This is a genomic window from Vibrio sp. 1562 (assembly GCF_033340155.1).
GTDB lineage: Bacteria > Pseudomonadota > Gammaproteobacteria > Enterobacterales > Vibrionaceae > Vibrio > Vibrio alginolyticus.
Map to the genome: position 1 here is coordinate 24,683 of NZ_JAWOVY010000003.1, position 17,733 is coordinate 42,415.

The 17,733-nt window shown below is 44.5% G+C and carries 14 protein-coding genes; 3 read left to right on the forward strand and 11 right to left on the reverse strand.

The features are described from left to right. Positions 1-33: 33 nt before the first annotated feature. The gene (locus R7Z49_RS03585) at positions 34-567 is read left to right on the forward strand and encodes an RNA-binding S4 domain-containing protein (RefSeq protein ID WP_005376400.1); all 534 of its coding nucleotides are present in this window, start codon (positions 34-36) and stop codon (positions 565-567) included. Between the two features lie 106 nt (positions 568-673). Here R7Z49_RS03585 and R7Z49_RS03590 read toward each other — a convergent pair whose 3' ends face one another. From R7Z49_RS03590 to R7Z49_RS03620, 7 genes are all read right to left on the reverse strand, one after another. Further along, positions 674-1,492 (reverse strand): EAL domain-containing protein, encoded by an 819-nt coding sequence (locus R7Z49_RS03590; protein WP_005386068.1) that lies wholly within the window; start codon positions 1,490-1,492, stop codon positions 674-676. Positions 1,493-1,584: 92 nt separating this feature from the next. After that, positions 1,585-2,505: an amino acid ABC transporter permease gene (locus tag R7Z49_RS03595; protein WP_017820957.1), complete on the reverse strand. Its 921-nt coding sequence runs from the start codon at positions 2,503-2,505 to the stop codon at positions 1,585-1,587. A gap of 81 nt (positions 2,506-2,586) precedes the next feature. Beyond that, the gene (locus tag R7Z49_RS03600) at positions 2,587-3,405 is read right to left on the reverse strand and encodes a transporter substrate-binding domain-containing protein (RefSeq protein WP_170893211.1); all 819 of its coding nucleotides are present in this window, start codon (positions 3,403-3,405) and stop codon (positions 2,587-2,589) included. A 9-nt stretch (positions 3,406-3,414) separates the two neighbouring features. After that, positions 3,415-4,212, reverse strand: coding sequence for an amino acid ABC transporter permease (locus R7Z49_RS03605; protein ID WP_005376396.1), 798 nt, complete (start codon positions 4,210-4,212; stop codon positions 3,415-3,417). Beyond that, positions 4,212-4,946: an amino acid ABC transporter ATP-binding protein gene (locus tag R7Z49_RS03610; RefSeq protein ID WP_005376395.1), complete on the reverse strand. Its 735-nt coding sequence runs from the start codon at positions 4,944-4,946 to the stop codon at positions 4,212-4,214. The genes R7Z49_RS03605 and R7Z49_RS03610 overlap by 1 nt, the downstream gene beginning before the upstream one ends. A gap of 169 nt (positions 4,947-5,115) precedes the next feature. Continuing rightward, positions 5,116-5,772 (reverse strand): lysoplasmalogenase, encoded by a 657-nt coding sequence (locus R7Z49_RS03615; protein WP_318111349.1) that lies wholly within the window; start codon positions 5,770-5,772, stop codon positions 5,116-5,118. A gap of 294 nt (positions 5,773-6,066) precedes the next feature. Further along, entirely contained in the window at positions 6,067-7,215 is a 1,149-nt protein-coding gene (locus R7Z49_RS03620; protein WP_005376393.1) for an iron-containing alcohol dehydrogenase, read from the reverse strand. A gap of 206 nt (positions 7,216-7,421) precedes the next feature. On the opposite strand from R7Z49_RS03620, the gene R7Z49_RS03625 reads away from it, so the two are divergent. Both R7Z49_RS03625 and R7Z49_RS03630 read left to right on the forward strand, forming a co-directional pair. Beyond that, positions 7,422-8,303, forward strand: coding sequence for an AraC family transcriptional regulator (locus tag R7Z49_RS03625; protein ID WP_005376392.1), 882 nt, complete (start codon positions 7,422-7,424; stop codon positions 8,301-8,303). 277 nt (positions 8,304-8,580) lie between these two features. Next, positions 8,581-11,754: a chitinase C-terminal domain-containing protein gene (locus tag R7Z49_RS03630; protein ID WP_318111350.1), complete on the forward strand. Its 3,174-nt coding sequence runs from the start codon at positions 8,581-8,583 to the stop codon at positions 11,752-11,754. 97 nt (positions 11,755-11,851) lie between these two features. Here R7Z49_RS03630 and glgC read toward each other — a convergent pair whose 3' ends face one another. The 4 genes from glgC to R7Z49_RS03650 all read right to left on the reverse strand — a co-directional run bounded on the left by glgC (position 11,852) and on the right by R7Z49_RS03650 (position 17,599). Further along, on the reverse strand, positions 11,852-13,069 hold the full coding sequence (gene glgC, locus R7Z49_RS03635; protein WP_047103564.1) for a glucose-1-phosphate adenylyltransferase: 1,218 nt from the start codon (positions 13,067-13,069) through the stop codon (positions 11,852-11,854). A 537-nt stretch (positions 13,070-13,606) separates the two neighbouring features. After that, a complete protein-coding gene (locus R7Z49_RS03640) occupies positions 13,607-15,355 on the reverse strand; it encodes a formate--tetrahydrofolate ligase (RefSeq protein WP_213866354.1) in 1,749 nt (582 codons plus the stop codon). A gap of 235 nt (positions 15,356-15,590) precedes the next feature. Continuing rightward, positions 15,591-16,895, reverse strand: a complete 1,305-nt coding sequence (locus R7Z49_RS03645; protein WP_005376376.1) for an inosine/guanosine kinase — start codon at positions 16,893-16,895, stop codon at positions 15,591-15,593. A gap of 233 nt (positions 16,896-17,128) precedes the next feature. After that, positions 17,129-17,599, reverse strand: a complete 471-nt coding sequence (locus tag R7Z49_RS03650) for a CreA family protein (protein ID WP_005397614.1) — start codon at positions 17,597-17,599, stop codon at positions 17,129-17,131. Positions 17,600-17,733 lie beyond the last annotated feature (134 nt).

Genomic DNA, 17,733 nt, shown 5'->3' on the forward strand with positions numbered 1-17,733 from the left:
ACTTCAGGGCATCAAATAGTAAGAGTAAGTAACATGACCCAAGATTACGACCACGAAGAGTATTTAGAAGGCGAAGAGATTGAGATCGAAGCGATTGGCATCGATGTTGATGCGCATCCAATCGAACTGTACAAGCTTTTTAAAATCGCAAACTTGGTCAGCGGTGGCGGCGAAGCAAAACATATCATCGAGGAAGGCTACGTCGCGGTGAATGGTGAACTAGAAACACGTAAGCGCCGCAAGATGTATGATGGTGACTTTTTTGAGTTTAACCAGGAATATTATGTTGTGGTTTGCGATGCGCCAGTAACCGAACCTGAAACGGCAGAGCAAAAAGCAGAAAAGAAAGCGAAAAAAGAAGCGCAGTCTTCTCGTAAAGATAAGTCTCGTCAAAGTAAGTCACCTAAAGCCTCTGGGCCTAAATCAACAGGCCGTAAAGCGGCACATAAAGAGCGTAAAGCGCAGAAAGAAGCGTTGTCTCAGTCCGCTAAGAAAGGCAAAAAAGAAGACAAACCGCAAGCCACTCGTGATCCGAAGAGCGGTCGTAATTCTATTGATTTTTTCTAGGGAAATGAACGCTTAACTAAATAAGTGACATCTGAGTAAAACTAAAAAGCGCCGAGCATATTATATCGGCGCTTTTTTGGTTTCACTGTGCTGTAAGTGGGCAGTGTTAATGCACAGTCGTCTCGATGTTTAGGCTATCTGTCCAGTGATGAATGGCGCAAGGCTTTCCTAAGTAAAAGCCTTGGTAATAATCCAAATTAAGTTGATACATAGCTTGTAGCTGCACGTCTTCTTCAACCCCTTCTATAATGACTTTTGCTCCCATATGATCCGCTAGATCAACGGCGCTATGTATGGAAAAGGTTTCTCCGGCGCAGTAGTCTAGCAAATAGGAACGATCGATTTTGATGATGTCAGGGCAGAGCTGCTGAACACGTGCGATATCAGAATGTTGGGCGCCAAAATCATCGATAGCAAAGATAAAACCATTTGCTTTCATTAACTGTACGGCTTTGATTAATAAATCCGTATTTCCGCATGACTCTTCGACTACTTCAAAAACGACGTCTGATGGGCTCATACCAAGTTCGGAAAGGCGTTTGTAAAGCAGGCCGTTATCTTTAAAGCCCATGTCTTTGGTTAGTGTGAGTAGCGTTTGAGGCATGACGTTAAGAAACAGTTTGATCGGCGTCCCCGCGAAATAGCGTGCAAAATTTCGAATGTGCATTGCTCTGGATAAAAACTCTACACATAAGCGAAAGTAGGGATCAAGACCATTATTGGCCAGAAACACGTCAGGACGAATTAGGGAACCATCAATGCCACGAATACGCAGTAAGGCTTCCATACCAATAATACGTTGGCGTCTATCAAAAATTGGCTGATAAACACTGTGAAAAGTGAATTGATTGAGAACTACGTAATATTCACCAAGATTATCTTGTTTTATGTATCGCTCGTAGTCGGATTGATTCTTTAACTCCATGAAAAACGCCGAAAATTTAGCATCTTGCCAATGTAACAGGGTGCAATTCTGATTTGAAGAATCAAATGTGCCTAATTACATATGCGGTTGAGTTAATTTGAAATGGCTTCCGATTTTGCTTCAATATGGCGAAAAATAAGTGACAGACCAAAACAAATTAAGAAGTAAGCAAGGCCGACAATCAACCAAATTTCAAATATATACCCTGATGAATTTGCCATCTCTGTCCCAACAAACGTCATTTCTTGTATCGAAATCAGTGAAACAATAGAGGTGTCTTTCACCAAAGAGATGGTTTGACCGGCAAGTGCAGGTGTTATTGATTTAAGCACCTGTGGCGCGATAACAAATCGGTATTTCACCCATCGAGACAAGCCCAATGAGTCAGCCGCTTCCCACTGACCTTGGTCGATACTTTGTAAACCACCGCGCACAACTTCTGCAATGTAGGCAGAAGAGAGTAAGCCGACGCATAACACGCCAGAGGCAAGGTTTTCCCAAAGGTTAGAAGGCCCAAACAGAAAGCGCTGTAGCGCATTTGGTTCGCCGTTGTAGTTTCGTAGAAGATCTTCCAAACCGAGCAACGGGATCAATTGGTTAGAAATGAAAAAGTAGAAAATAAAAACAAACACCAACGGAGGGATGTTTCTCACTAACTGGATAAACGCATTGGCAGGTGTGCGCAACCAAACGGAACGAGAGAAGCGTGCTAAGCCTAACAAAGTGCCAAACACTAATGCGAAGCTGATGCCCCAAATACTGAGCCTTAACGTCGAAATCAAACCTTGGAAGAAGTAGGGCAAACCACCATCTGCTCTAGGCGTGAAAAGTAATTCAAGCGCCTCTTTCCACTGCCACAAATAATGCACACCAACAGCGGACCGATGGTACAGCCAAACACCACCGATACCGCACATAACAAGTAGTACCCAGTCTAGTGTGTTTAATTGCGGTAAAAGGTAGCCTGTGCTGGATTTCGCGGGTGCTGTGCGAGTGGTAGTGTGTTCGCCCAAAAATTTGACTCCGATAAGTTATGGAAAAGTAAAATGGATGATTGGAGAGTATAGGCTCGCGGCGTCCACGAGCCATTTAGATTACTGGCCTTGCGCGACTTGATCTTGCCAATCTAATGTCGAGAACCAGTATTCATAACGTTGTTTTAACCATCCATCTTGGGTTCTTGCTTCAATCCATTTATTGAAAAAGGCCTTTTTATCTTCTTCCCCCAAGCGAACTGCAAAGGCTTCGTTACCTTGTGATAGTCGCTCAGAGAATGGAAGGAATAGTTTGTCGCTGTGTTTCACTGTCTCATGTTCTGGTTTTGGGCTAGAAGCAATGACCGCGTGGGCGTTACCATTCAGCACCTCTTGGAACGCTTGCGCGTCGTCATCAAATTGCAGGATCTTCGCTTTCGGGAAGGTTTCTCTGGCTACTTGAACGGTGAATGCGCCGCGACGAGCCGCAATTTTTACGCGTCGTGAGTCAAAATCCGAAAATTCGCTAAAACCAGAGGCGAGTTCTTTGTTTGCTGCTACTTGAACGCCTGAGTGCGAGTAGGGCGCAGTAAACAAGACGCTTTTGGAACGTTCAGGCGTAACAGACATGCCACCAATGATCACGTCGAACTTTTTCGCCAGTAGTGCGGGAATAATGCCATCCCACGCAGTCGGTACGAATTCCACTTTCAAACCTGAATCTTCTGCTAAGCGTTTGGCAACATCGATTTCAAAACCGATTAACTCGCCTTGCTTGTTACGCATTGCCCAAGGTACAAATGTTGACATACCAACGCGCAAAGTACCTCGTTCTTTGATTTGATCTACATTGGGTGTGGCGACATCTTCTTTCGCGATTGTAGGCATAGCTATGGCTAGCCCTAATAATGCAGTAATGGTCGCTTTGAATAACTTCATGTTATCTCCTTATAATTTGCGCCAACTGGCTCCGAGTTTGTGTTCTAGCCATGCAGACAAGCCAGAAAGTGACAGAGTGAGAGCAAGATAAATTGCTGCCACGGTAAACCAAATTTCGAACGGCATCGCCGTCTCTGAGACGATGTTGCGTGCCTGTGTCGTTAGATCAAAAATCGCCATCACGCTTACAATGGAAGAGTTTTTGATCAAAGAAACCACTTCATTGGTTAATGGCGGTAATGTGCGCTGTAAAACCTGAGGCAAAATCACGTCTTTGTAGGTGTAAAACGGTGATAGTCCGAGAGTTTGTGCTGCTTCGAATTGCCCTTTAGGAATACTGTTTAAACCTGCACGGAATATTTCCGCGGTGTAGGCACCTTGGAAAAGGGATAATGCCAAAACGGCGGTGCTGAATCGGTCCAAACCAATCACGGGGCCAAACACGAAGTAGAGTAAATAGATTTGCACCAACAACGGCGTGTTACGTATTACTTCGACATAAGTGGTACCAATAACATTGCCGACTTTCGAATCGCTAAGCCTTAGTAACGCGGTGACCAACCCCAACACTAAGGTAAAAAATAGACTAATAGCAGAGATGTTAAGCGTGACCAATAGCCCATCAATAAGTTCTGCCGGCCACCATTCGCCATCTTCATAAAAAGCGATGTAATCAGGTACGCGCTCCCATTGCCATTGATAGCCCATAGCGTCGGCACCAGAGTCCAACACCCACACAATCGCTATGAAGAGGAGCGTCATTTGCAGTAAAGCTTGAAGGACAGGTTTGATTACGCGAACTATCATCAGTAACTTAAAATTTGGTTCAAAAATGCTTGGGTGCGTGGATGCTGTGGTGTCTCAAATAAGGCGACTGGAGAGTTCATTTCCAAGATTTGGCCTTCATCCATAAATACCACGCGGTTCGCTACTTTTTTGGCAAATCCCATTTCATGCGTGACGCAAATCATCGTCATTCCGCTTTGAGCCAGCTCAACCATGACATCCAACACTTCGTTGATCATTTCCGGATCAAGCGCTGAAGTTGGCTCGTCAAACAGGAGTAAATCCGGTTCCATACACAAGGAGCGGGCAATCGCGACGCGTTGCTGCTGACCGCCAGAAAGCTGGATAGGATACTTACTCGCTTGCTCTTCAATATTGACTCGCTTTAGGTAATGTTTTGCGCGTTTTTCAGCTTCTTGTTTTGATAATTTGAGTGTGCGAATCGGCGCTAAGGTGAGGTTTTCCAGTACAGTCAAGTGAGGAAAAAGGTGAAAGTGTTGGAACACCATGCCGATTTTACCGGGCTTGAGAGATTTTGCGTGAGAAGGCTGGTCGAACACATGAAGCTGGCCTTCTTGAATCGATTCAAGATGGTTGATGCAACGAATGAGCGTTGATTTTCCGGAACCTGAAGGGCCACACACCACGACGATCTCGCCAGAATGCACGGAGAAGTTGATGTCTTTTAGAGCGTGGTAATCGCCATACCACTTATTTACGTCGCTAAACTCAACGACGGGAGTATTCTCTTTCAAAGGGGCACGCTATAACGGAAAAATATCCTTTTACAATAGCAAGTTGTGCGCGTAATTTCATTAAGAATAAGCTAATGTTTAGGCGATGATTTTAAGACTCTATTCAGATCGCTTACAAGATACATCCATGTTTCTTTAATGTTGGTGCAGTCTAGAGTCTAGAGTATGACTAACTCAGTTCAACGAGATACGGATAACTAACAACAATCGCAACAACAGACATAACCATTAGTGTCTGTGCAGAATAGTAGGTCACCATGACAACTTGTCGTGAAAATATTGACCGTCCTCCAAAGCGTTCGAAAGCCAATACGATGCCAGAGATAATAAAGATAAAGCTTCCGAGCACTGCAAAAGAGGAGGATTGTGTTTTCCCACTCAAATAATACTCGATCGAAGCCCAGCACATAGTCATCAGTACCAATATATAACTAGCAACTGGCCGTTTTTCTTTACCGAGATCCGGTCGGAACAACCAGTAGACGCATATACCGAGTCCGAACAAGGCAATTGGGAGCCAAGGTGTAAAATGCCACGCTGACATGATGGCAAAACCATAACTATAGGAGAGATGGGCAGAGCAAAAGAGCACTAATCCTGTAATGAACTTGTCTCTAGGGAGCATTAATAACACGTCACCAAGCAACGAGAGCGATAAGCCAATCAAAATCCAATGCGCATATGGCATTGGGTAAGCCGGGGACTGAATTAAAATACCAAGCATACAGAGCACTGGTAATGGTTTAGAAACGTAAAAGAGCCATTTAGAGCCTTTACGGATACTGATGATATGTATGAATGCTAATACGACAACAACTAGCCACATAAAGTGTTTTCTCGAACAGACAAAATTATGTAGTACATCACTACAACAAATCAAAACTTAATTAACGAGTTAACTCGTTCTTTGATCTCAATTATTTTTATTTGTGTAAAGCTGGACAGTTGTCTCTTTACTAACCAACACGGCCGATTTTTTGTCTGGAGGGAATCGTTGTTTTTAGAAGCCTCCTCGTTTTGAACGTGATGTGGCTTACAAAATAGCATAAAAAAACGGTATTGTGACTGTTAAGTCACAATACCGTTAAACCCTAGGAAGGGCAGTGAAGAATTGTTGCAGTTATGAGACAGCTAACTCTAAGATTTCTCGGCTACGTTCAAGTGTGATCGCCTGGTTTTCACCTAAAACAGTCATGCCGTGTTTGTTTAGTTGATCAATGATGGCATCGATAGCTTGTTCACGGCTCTCACCATAGTTTTCGAGCTTAGTTGCGACATCAAGTTGATGATAAAACGCTTCGATAGCTTCGATTGTGCGCTCTGCTAAATCCTCACCTGCTTCAAGAGCAAATACGTTGCGACCCATTTGTTCTAACTTAGGGCGCTTAAACTGCATTTGGTTACGAAGTAACGATGGTTGGACAATTGCAAGAGAACGCGCATGATCAACGCCCCATAGAGCGGTTAATTCATGGCCGATCATATGTGTCGCCCAGTCTTGTGGAACGCCACTACCAATTAACCCATTCAATGCTTGGTTAGCAGACCACATTAAGTTTGCGCGCCACATATCGTCGTCTCGTTCCGCAAACTGTTCTCCGAGTGTTTTTAAAGTTTTCAGCAGTGTTTCTGCGTAACCATCTTGAACCATTGCACCGGTAGGAAGCGTCAAGTATTGCTCACATACGTGCACCCATGCGTCAACAATGCCGTTGATAAGCTGGCGTTCTGGCAGTGTTTTCATTACATCTGGGTCTAACACGGCAAATTTTGGCTGCACTGCTGGAGACATGAACGGAAGTTTGTCTTGAGTTTCTTTTTTAGTGATAACTGCGCCCATGTTTGACTCTGAGCCTGTTGCTGGCAATGTCAAAATTGCAGCTAGAGGCGTCGCTTCAGTGACTTGGTGCTTACCAATCATGATATCCCAACCATCACCATCATACATTGATGCCGCTGCCACGTATTTGGAACCATCGATGACTGAACCACCACCTACCGCTAGAATAAAATCAACACCATGCTCTTTTACCATTGCGACTGCTTTATCGAGTGTTTCTTTGGTTGGGTTTGGTTCAACACCTGAAAACTCTAGCCATTCATGTCCCTCAAGAGCTTCTGCTACTTGGTCGTACACGCCATTTTTTTTGATGGAGCCACCACCGTATACCACTAAAACTTTTTGGTCGGATGGGATAGCTTCTTTGATTGCTGCGATTTGTTTTTGACCAAAGAAAATCTTGGTTGGGTTTACATAAGAAAAGTTCATTATTAGCCCTCTTGCTTCCAGTGAAGGAGATTGAATACATGCATATTAGTCCTGATTAATGATGGTTAACAGGTCGATTTCTGCAAATAATTTGCCTATTTCTACAAAATTAATGCTCTTGAGCTAGAAAGTTAAAGTCGAGAGGAAGTATAGTGCTCGAAACGATAATAGAGACCAAACTCGTTGGTCATTGATGGAGCGCTCTAATGCACACTCTCGCAAATATCATGCAGCAATATGTTGAAAAGCAGGGGCTGCATGACCTAGAAGGTATGAAGAAAACAGCGATAGATGGCGTATGGTTTTATCGCAGTAGCAAAGGGAATCATCGCCAGCCGTTTGTCTATCAGTCCGGCATCATCGTATTGGGTCAAGGGCATAAGAACATTCATATTGGTGATACACCAGTGCAATATGGGCCCGATGATTACCTTGTTGTCGGGGTTCCCATGCCACTAGAGTGCGAAGCGTTTGCGACAAACAATGAGCCTTTACTTGGCATTTCGATAGATATTTCGCCAACGCTTCTTCATAAACTCGTTAAAAAATTAGAGGCTGAAAAATTCAGTAATAAGTGTCTGGATGCTACCCGTTGCGGCCTTAAGTCGGTACGTATGAATGAAGGTATGTTGGATGCGTGCAAACGGTTAATGAAAGCAATGTGTAACGAGCTTGATGTCATCATGCTTGGCGAGCTGCTTCTTGAGGAAATTGTGTATCGTACTTTGGTGAGCAAAGAGGGGTATGTTTTATTTGACCTAGCACATCAAGAAGGTTCTTACGCGAGGGTCGCTAAAGCACTAAATCGTGTACATCAAGCGTATCATGAACAGTTGAACGTACAAGCATTGGCTGAAGAAGCCAACATGAGTGTGTCTGCTTTCCATCAAGCATTTCGCAATGTCACGCTTGAATCTCCGCTGCAATATATTAAGAAAGTTCGACTTAACAAAGCGCGCGAATTGATCCAGTTAGAGGGGCGACGTGTTAATGATGCAGCGAGAATGGTCGGGTACACGAGCCCATCACAGTTTAGTCGCGAGTACAAGCGGCATTTTAATGAAACGCCAAGGTCAACAAAGGCTTAGTGATCTTTATTTCAAAATGGCGACTTTTTTTACCTTTTTTATTAATTTGCGAGTGACATATTTATTTGAGTTATAAAATTAGTTACTGGTGCCAAATAATAGGTACGTTGTTGCAATCATTTAGTGGATTGTTGCGAGGCGGTGTGGAAAACTCGTAAATAGATAGTGTGAAATCACCAACTTGTACTTAAGTTATTTTACGTCGAAATAAAAGTATAGATGCGCTTCGTTTAGCGCATTTAGTATTGTTTTAACAATAACTTAAGGAAGAGCGATTATGCACCTTAAAAACGGCAACGCAGTGAAAAACGTGTTCACACTAAGCACACTCACCGCTTCTTGTCTTATGGCCTTCAATAGCTACGCAGCAGTTGACTGTGCCCCTCTAGAAACTTGGCAATCATCAAAAGTTTATAACGGTGGCGACCAAGTTCAGCATGAAGGTAATGCTTATAAAGCGCGTTACTGGACGCAAAACAACAATCCAGCGCAATCTGGTGAGTGGGGCGAGTGGGAAACACTTGGCGCTTGTGATGGCGCTGGACCGGTTGATCCACCTCAGAATGAAGTCCCGACGGTTACTCTGACATCGCCTTCTGCGTCGGCTTCTGCGTCGGCTTCTGTGACTGCGGGTGATGTTGTTAACCTAGCTGCAGATGCGGCAGATACTGATGGGACTGTTAGCAAAGTAGAGTTCTTTGTTGATGGTATATTAGTTGGTCAGGCAACGTCTGCGCCGTATGCTGCATCGTGGACAGCAACTGAAGGACAGCACGAGTTCTCTACCAAGGCCTATGACGATGCAGGTGCCGTTAGTACGGCAAGTGTTGTGACGTTAACTGTGGCATCAGCGCAACCTGGTAACGAAGCGCCGACAGTGGATGTCGTGCTTTCTGCGACCTCTATTGACCTGGGTGGTTCCGTAACACTGACTGCAAATGCTACGGATGCGGATGGTACCGTTGCTAAAGTTGATTTTTATGTTGCAGGTGTACTTGCTGGCACTGCTACAGCAGCGCCATACACGCTGGATGTAACCCCTTCACAAGCTGGCTCATTAAGTGTATATGCGAGAGCTACCGATGATGCTGGAGCAAGAGCAGATTCTGCACTTGCGACGTTAACGGTAAACGGCGGCGCAGTGACATCTAATTGTCGTCCTGATGGTCTTTATCAAACAACGGGTGTAGATGTTCCTTACTGTTCTATTTATGACGAAGAGGGCCGTGAGAAAATGGGGGCTGATCACCCACGTCGTGTAATCGGCTACTTCACCAGTTGGCGATCAGGTGACGACCCACAATCGACTTACCTTGTTAAAGACATTCCTTGGGAACAACTTACTCACATTAACTACGCTTTTGTGAGCATTGGTTCTGACGGCAAAGTAAACGTTGGCGACGTAAATGATCCTAACAACCCTGCTACAGGTAAAACTTGGCCAGGCGTTGAGGTAGATCCTGCTCTTGGTTTTAAAGGTCATTTTGGTGCACTAGCAACTTACAAGCAAAAACATGATGTTAAAACGCTAATCTCGATTGGTGGTTGGGCTGAAACGGGCGGTCACTTCGATACGAACGGCGATCGTGTAGCTGATGGTGGCTTCTACACCATGACGACGAATGCGGACGGTTCTATTAATCATGCTGGTATTGAGAAGTTCGCAACTTCAGCCGTTGAAATGATGCGTCAGTACAAGTTCGATGGCCTGGATATTGACTATGAATACCCGACGTCAATGGCTGGTGCTGGTAACCCTTACGACAAAGACTTCATGGAACCACGTCGTCAGTATTTATGGGCGTCTTACCAAGAGCTGATGAAAGTATTGCGTGAGAAACTTGATGCGGCATCCGCGCAAGATGGTATTCATTATATGCTGACTATCGCAGCACCATCTTCAGGTTACTTGCTACGTGGGATGGAAACCTTCGATGTAACTAAGTACCTAGACTACGTAAACATCATGTCTTACGACTTGCATGGGGCTTGGAATGATCACGTTGGTCACAACGCGGCTTTATTCGATACAGGTAAAGACTCGGAGCTAGCGCAGTGGAACGTATACGGCACTGCTGCATACGGTGGTATCGGTTACTTGAACACAGACTGGGCTTACCATTACTTCCGTGGTTCTATGCCAGCAGGTCGTATTAACATTGGTGTTCCTTACTACACCCGTGGTTGGCAAGGTGTTACTGGTGGTGAAAATGGCCTTTGGGGCCGAGCGGCACTACCAAACCAAGCAGAGTGCCAACCGGGCACAGGTGAAGGTGAGAAGAACAACTGTGGTCACGGCGCTATTGGTATCGACAACATGTGGCATGATACCGACCCTAAAGGAAACGAAATGGGCGCTGGTTCTAACCCAATGTGGCATGCTAAGAACCTAGAAAACGGTATATGGGGCTCTTACGCAGCTGCTTACGGTCTTGACCCAGTTAATGATCCTTCAGATAAGTTTGTTGGTACTTATACTCGTCATTACGATAGCGTTGCTGTAGCACCTTGGTTGTGGAACGCGGAGAAGAGCGTATTCCTATCTACGGAAGATAAAGCTTCTATCGAGGTGAAAGCCGATTACGTTATCGATAAAGAGATCGGCGGTATCATGTTCTGGGAACTAGCCGGTGACTACAACTGTTACGTACTGGATGCAAATGGTAATCGTACGGCAGTAGATGCAACTGAACAAGCTTGTGCGGCGGATAATGGTGAATACCACATGGGTAACACTATGACCAAAGCTATCTACGACAAGTTTAAGTCTGCGACGCCTTACGGTAATAAAGTAGCGACTGGTCCAACACCAACTGAAGCAGTAGACATTACTGTTAGTGTTGGCGGCTTCAAAGTTGGCGATCAAAACTACCCAATTAACCCGAAAATCACGTTTACGAACAACACTGGTCAAGCGATCCCTGGCGGTACTGAATTCCAATTCGATATCCCAGTATCTGCGCCGGACAACGCGAAAGACCAATCAGGTGGTGGTTTGAAAGTAATTGCTTCTGGACATACTCGAGCAAACAACATTGGTGGCTTAGATGGCGTAATGCACCGTGTGTCGTTCTCTCTACCAGCATGGAAAGACTTGCCGGCGGGCGGCACTTACGAGCTTGATATGGTTTACTACCTACCAATCTCTGGTCCGGCTAACTACTCAGTGATTTCTGGTGGTAAAGAGTTTGCGTTTAAGTTTGAACAGCCAGCTCTACCAATTGGTGATCTCAATGCGGGCACGGGTGGTGGTACCACTGAACCAGGTACGTGTGATACGACAGGTTTAGTGACATACCCAGCTCTGCCACAAACGGATTGGGCAGGTAATCCAAGCCACGCTAACCAAGGTGATAAGATCATCCACAACGGTGTGGTTTACCAAGCGAACTGGTGGACAGCGGCTGAACCGGGTACAGATGGTAGCTGGTCAACGGTATGTAACATCTAATTATTATGGATTATTTGTTATAGCCTAATGTTTACAGGCACTTAAACAAAAGCGCACGATGATTATCGTGCGCTTTTTTGTTGTGATAGTTTGTCGTTTAATCGAATTGGTAACTTTCGGGTATGACGACAATACCTTTGTCTGAGATTTTAAATCGCTTCGCATCTTCAAGTTTGTTGATGCCAATTTGAGTATGTGGCGGAATACGAACATGTTTATCAACTATGCAGTTTACCAACTGACTTCCTTCACCGACTTCTACGTCATCAAAAATGATGGAATCGACTACCGTTGCACTATCTTGAATGCGTACGTTAGAGGAGATTATGGAGTGCTGTACTGAGCCTCCGGAATTGATGACACCGGTAGCAATGATGGAGTTAATAAAAATACCTTCATTACCCGTAGCCGACGATACAGTACGAGCTGGTGGAAACTGCGGCTCGTAAGTACGAATCGTCCAATTGGACTGATAAAGATTCATTGGCGGCACAGGTTCTAGTAGATCCATATTCGCTTCATAGAAGGAATCAATGGTACCTACGTCGCGCCAATAGCAATCTTTATCGACGCGCCCTTTACTACCACAGAATTGATAAGCGTAAACGGATTCCGTATCAATCAGCTTAGGTATGATGTCTTTTCCGAAGTCATGGCTTGATGAATCGAGTTTTGAGTCTTCTTCAAGCACTTCTTTCAAAACATCCATATCAAAGATATATATTCCCATAGAAACAAGGCTTCTGGTCGCGCTTCCAGGAAGGGTAGGTGGGGTTTCAGGTTTCTCTATAAACGAAGTAACGAGCCCGTTTTCTGCGGTGCCCATTACACCGAATGCTGAAGCATCCTCTACGGGAACATCCATACAGGCAACGGTGAGCTTAGCACCTTTCTCTTTATGCTCTTCAAGCATTGCGGCGTAGTCCATTCGATAGATATGATCGCCGGATAACACAACCACATACTTTGCATCATTTCGCGATAGCAACCACATGTTGTGATAAATCGCATCGGCGGTTCCTTCATACCATGCACCACCTTTGCGCATTTGTGGTGGAACAGCAGTAATGTACTCGCCTAGCTCTGGATTGAATATCGACCAGCCGTCTCGCAAGTGTTTTTGAAGTGAATGAGATTTATATTGGGTTAAAACAAGGATCTTGCGTAAACCCGAATGTAAACAATTGGTTAGTGTGAAATCTATAATTCTATATTTTCCGCCAAAAGGTACGGCTGGCTTGGTTCTGTCATCGGTGAGTGGGCTGAGTCTAGACCCCATCCCTCCTGCTAAAATTACGGCAAGTGCGTCTTCCATAGTATTCCCTTTCCCTTTTCTGACATGCATCAAAACGGTGCTAACCTGAAGGAGGTGGTATGCAACGCAGAGGTTTTGAAAAGCATGTGCTAATGTGCTTATTAGTGAAAAGTCTACTACAAGAATCGAGCCATAGAATATCTCCTTAAAAATCAAGGAGGTTAAAATTTCACTGTAAGACAACTGCACCATATTAGTGAAGCGCTAAATAGCCCGTGCATCAAATTGGCGCAAAATGGTAGAAAGGAGAAGTCAACAAGTATGGATTTACAATGTAAAGTGGCGACAAAACAAGAAGATAAATAGGGTTTTCTAGCTTAATAACTATGGCTAAACAAGGCTTAGGGTTAGCGTCTTAACTCTAAAGGTCTAAAACAGGCGCGTTGATGTAAGGCAGGAGAGCTTTGTATCAACGATTCAAGAGTAGAAGGCCTTAGACAACTCTTTTCACAGTTGTTGAGAGTGAGTGGATAGGTAAGTAGACCACTCACTCAATGAATATGCTCACTTCACTGATAGCGATACGTCATCACTGCACTAAGAGAGACCGACGATATTTCCTTCATCATCAAGATCTAAGTTCATAAATGCGGGTTTATCAGGTAAGCCTGGCATCGTCATCACGGTACCAGATAATGCATAAACGAATCCTGCGCCCGCACACAAGCGCAGCTCGCGGATTGGGACGGTAAAACCAGTTGGTGCGCCTTTGACTGCGGAGTCTGTGGTTATAGATAGTGGTGTCTTCGCGATGCAAACCGCTAAGTTGTTAAAACCTAGATTTTCAAAATGTTTGAGCTGTTCAGTCGCGATAGGAGTCATTTCTATATTGGTTGCTCCATAGCCCGCTTCACATACTGCCATGAGCTTTTCGAGTAATGATTGCTCTTTGTTGTATAACGGACAAAACTCTACAGGCGTGGTACACGCATCAATAACATGTTGAGCTAGTTCCGTTGCGCCTTGTCCGCCTTGCGAAAAAGCGGTGCTGATGGCTACTTTAACTTCGGGATTAAATTGGTGAATCAGCTCTTCAAGAGCTTTAAGCTCTTTCACACAATCTTGTGGAAACTGGTTAATGGCAACGACAGCAGGTAAACCGTATTTATGAACGTTATTTATGTGCCATTTTAAATTTTCAAACCCAGCCTCCAATGCTGCTTGGTCCGGATTAAAGATGGAATCTGGAATAGCCATACCTGGCCGTAAATCGTAGTGTCCGGAATTCGCTTTGAGGCCGCGTAATGTTGCTACGATCACTACACAGTCTGGAGCTTTGTTAGCGGCAGCAGCTTTAATGTTACACGCTTTCTCAAATCCCATATCCGAACCAAAACCGGCTTCAGTTACCGTGTAACCTGACAGTTTTAGCGCAATATCGTCCGCGATAATGGATGAATTTCCATGGGCGATGTTTGCAAATGGACCTGCATGGATCAACGTAGGAACACCTTCTAGAGTTTGCATCAGTGTTGGTGCAATCGCCTCTTTTAGTGTTACTGCCATTGCTCCTGCAACTTGTAGATCTTCCGTAGTGACGGGGTTTCCGTTCAAATCGTACGCTACGACAATTTTCCCGATACGTTGACGTAAATCTTTTAAATCTTTGGCTAGTGCAATGATAGCCATTAACTCGGAAGCGGCTGAAATATCGAACCCTTCGTCACGCTCGAAACCATTGATGGTTTTTCCTGCATCATTGAGGCCAATTTTGACTTTACGTAGTGCACGATCATTATGGTCCATCACTCGTTTCCAAGTAATACTTGCCGTGTCGATTTTAAGTGCTCTTAACCCGGTGCGTGATTCAAAGGCATCATAACCCTCGCGTTGCTCATGGAACAAGCGAGCGTCAAGAGCGGCTGAAGCAAGGTTGTGCGCCGCTGTCACTGCGTGAATATCACCAGTAAGGTGTAAGTTTAACTCTTCCATTGGAGCTACTTGAGAATAACCGCCGCCCGCTGCGCCACCTTTAATACCGAAGACGGGTCCCATCGAAGGTTGCCTTATACATGCAATAACAGATTGATTAAGCTTTGCTAGACCTTGCGCCAAGCCTATCGTCGTAACGGTTTTTCCTTCGCCAAGAGGAGTCGGCGTGATCGCAGTGACGAGTACAAGTTTACCGTCATCATTTGCTTTGAGTCGTTCCAAACATTTTGGGTGGACTTTGGCTTTGTGCTTCCCGTGAGTGTCATACTCTTCGGGTGATAGTCCTACTTTTTCCGCGATAACATCAATAGAAGAAAGTGGTGTTTTTCGGCAAATTTCGATATCTGACTGCATGGAGAATCCCCAAAGTGGCACTCAGGTAGCGTTGAAAAACTACCTGAGTTATAACGAGTATTATTGTGAGGCAAAGGTCTGCTTGGTGATGGTACTGTTTCGGTTAGGCTTGTAAAGAGTTTACTGCTTCGTATTGTGCGACATACTAACGAAATCTACTCGTTATAGTGCTAGATAAAAACAAAAAGGCCACCAAATGGTGACCTTGATATATTTTAGCTTTAAAGCTGTCGTTTTAACGATCCCAATAAGTCTCTTCTAAGCTATCTTCTCGTTCAGGAAGCGCTCGCGATAGGCGAGGAGAGTGCTGCGTCAACACTTCATAGCTTACTCGGTTTGCGTATTTACAGATCTGAGAAAGCGAGGAGTAGGTTAAGCATCGTACTTCGTGCTTTTCTGAGTTAGGCACTTCTTTTTGGTGGAAAGAGTTTGCTGCCATGTCATGCAGTAAGGCTGAAAGGGCTGCATCACCCGCACCGTTAGTGTTCTTAATCTCTAGTGGTCCACCAAGGTAAGGGCCGATGTGAGAGTAGACCTTCATTGGGTTTTGACAGTCTTCTTTACGCATCGCACGACTAAACTCGTACTGGTTAAAGGCTTCGAGGGAGCTTTCAAGGATGTCGTGTGTGGTTTCTCGTTTTACTTTCTCGTCGGTGTAACCAGCCATGTACAGACCATTTGGTCCTGCTGTACAAAGTACGAGATCAACCCACTCAAGTGCTTTATCAGCAGCTGCTAGTGGCTCTGTTTCACCTGTTAGCGCCGCACCTTCTTCTTCATTCATAGCGACAACAGAAATGTTTTCGCGAATGTATTCTTGCCACCACTGTGCGTTACCTTCGATAACGTACTTCGTCCCTAACGTAAGTACAACAGGGACATCGTGCTTCTTAGCAAAGTCGATCGCTCTTTGTACCGCTTTAGGCATTGGATCTTCTTCTTTACCACGCATTAGGTAAGAAGAAACAACCAGGGCTGATGCTTTCTCAAAGATCTCTTCAGGAATGCTTTCCGGAAGTAGTTGATTCATATGACCTTCGTTGATAGCAAATGTACGCTCACCGTCTTGAGAAATTAGGGTGTAGCAGCGACCAATAGGGCCATCTACCGTTTGTAAATGGTTAAGGTTCATGCGTGAAGACGTACGGCAAAGGTAGCGATAAGCAAAAGAACCGACTTGAATGTTCTTAGACATCACACCGAGCAAAACGGATTTGCTATCGGCTAAAACTGAGTAGTTGTGAAGAGTATTGCCAATCGTGTCACCTGGGTATTGGTGTGTGATCAGGCCTTGCTCAACCAGTTCTTCGTAAAGTGCATCTGCTTTGCTTTCTTCAAGAACGAGCGAATGTCCTTTACTCAGGTTGTATTTCTCTAAAAACGCGTCATCTACACGTGCTTCGATATCTACAATGGTTTGACCGACACCAACAATAGTTGGGCGATATAGCTTAGGTGCCTGTCGGATTTGGTTTACTAATGGATCTCGAGCGTGAGTTGGGAAGTAGTGTTTAGATTTACGCTGACCAGGAAACTTCATGCTTGTTCTTGAGTGAGAAAAAAAAGAGGCGGGATTGTATCACAAAAAAATGAAAATCGTGGCGATTTATTACAAAGAAGTCTGCTCGCTGAAAAAATCAGCGAGCTGAGTAAATAGCAACCAAAGCAGCTGCAATTTATGACGCTTGTCGTATTGCAATGGGTTGTTTTTTAAACTTGTTGCTCAGCAGCGCCCGGAAAGAGCCTGCTCCGCGCTAACTAAATTTACCCGCGTTACTTTTTCACTTCAGTTGGCTCAACGTAAGCCTTGGTACCCCAAAGTGGGACTGTCGAAAGGCTATGCTTAAAACTACCATCGGTCTCTTTTGTTGTATAAGACAAGTAGAGTAAGGTTTGGTTATCGGCATCATAAATACGGCGAACCTTCATTGTTTTGAAGAAAATGCTTTTTGACTTCTTAAATACAATTTCACCGGACTTACTCTTATCTATTTTTGCAATCATTTCCGGTGTGATTTCGCCAGTCTGACGACATGATATTGAGCTATCACTTGGATCCGCTAAGCTGAAATCCGCTTCGATAGAGGCGATGTGACATGTGACACCTGTTACCACTTCGTCTTTCAACTCACCGACTTTGATGTCTTTCAAAGTAAACCAACCGAGCCCCACGTCAGCAACATCGTTATCTGAACAACCAACTAGAGTAGTAGCAAGCAATGCACTTAACAGCATCTTTTTCATTATTTTTGTCCTTAACTAGGAAAGATATTGATGAAATCTATCAGAGGTTTGCACCTAAAACAAAATTTAGCCACGGAAAGGTCTATGTGCGCTAGGTTTGTTGCGGGCTTCATGCTAATGTACTGCTCTAAACG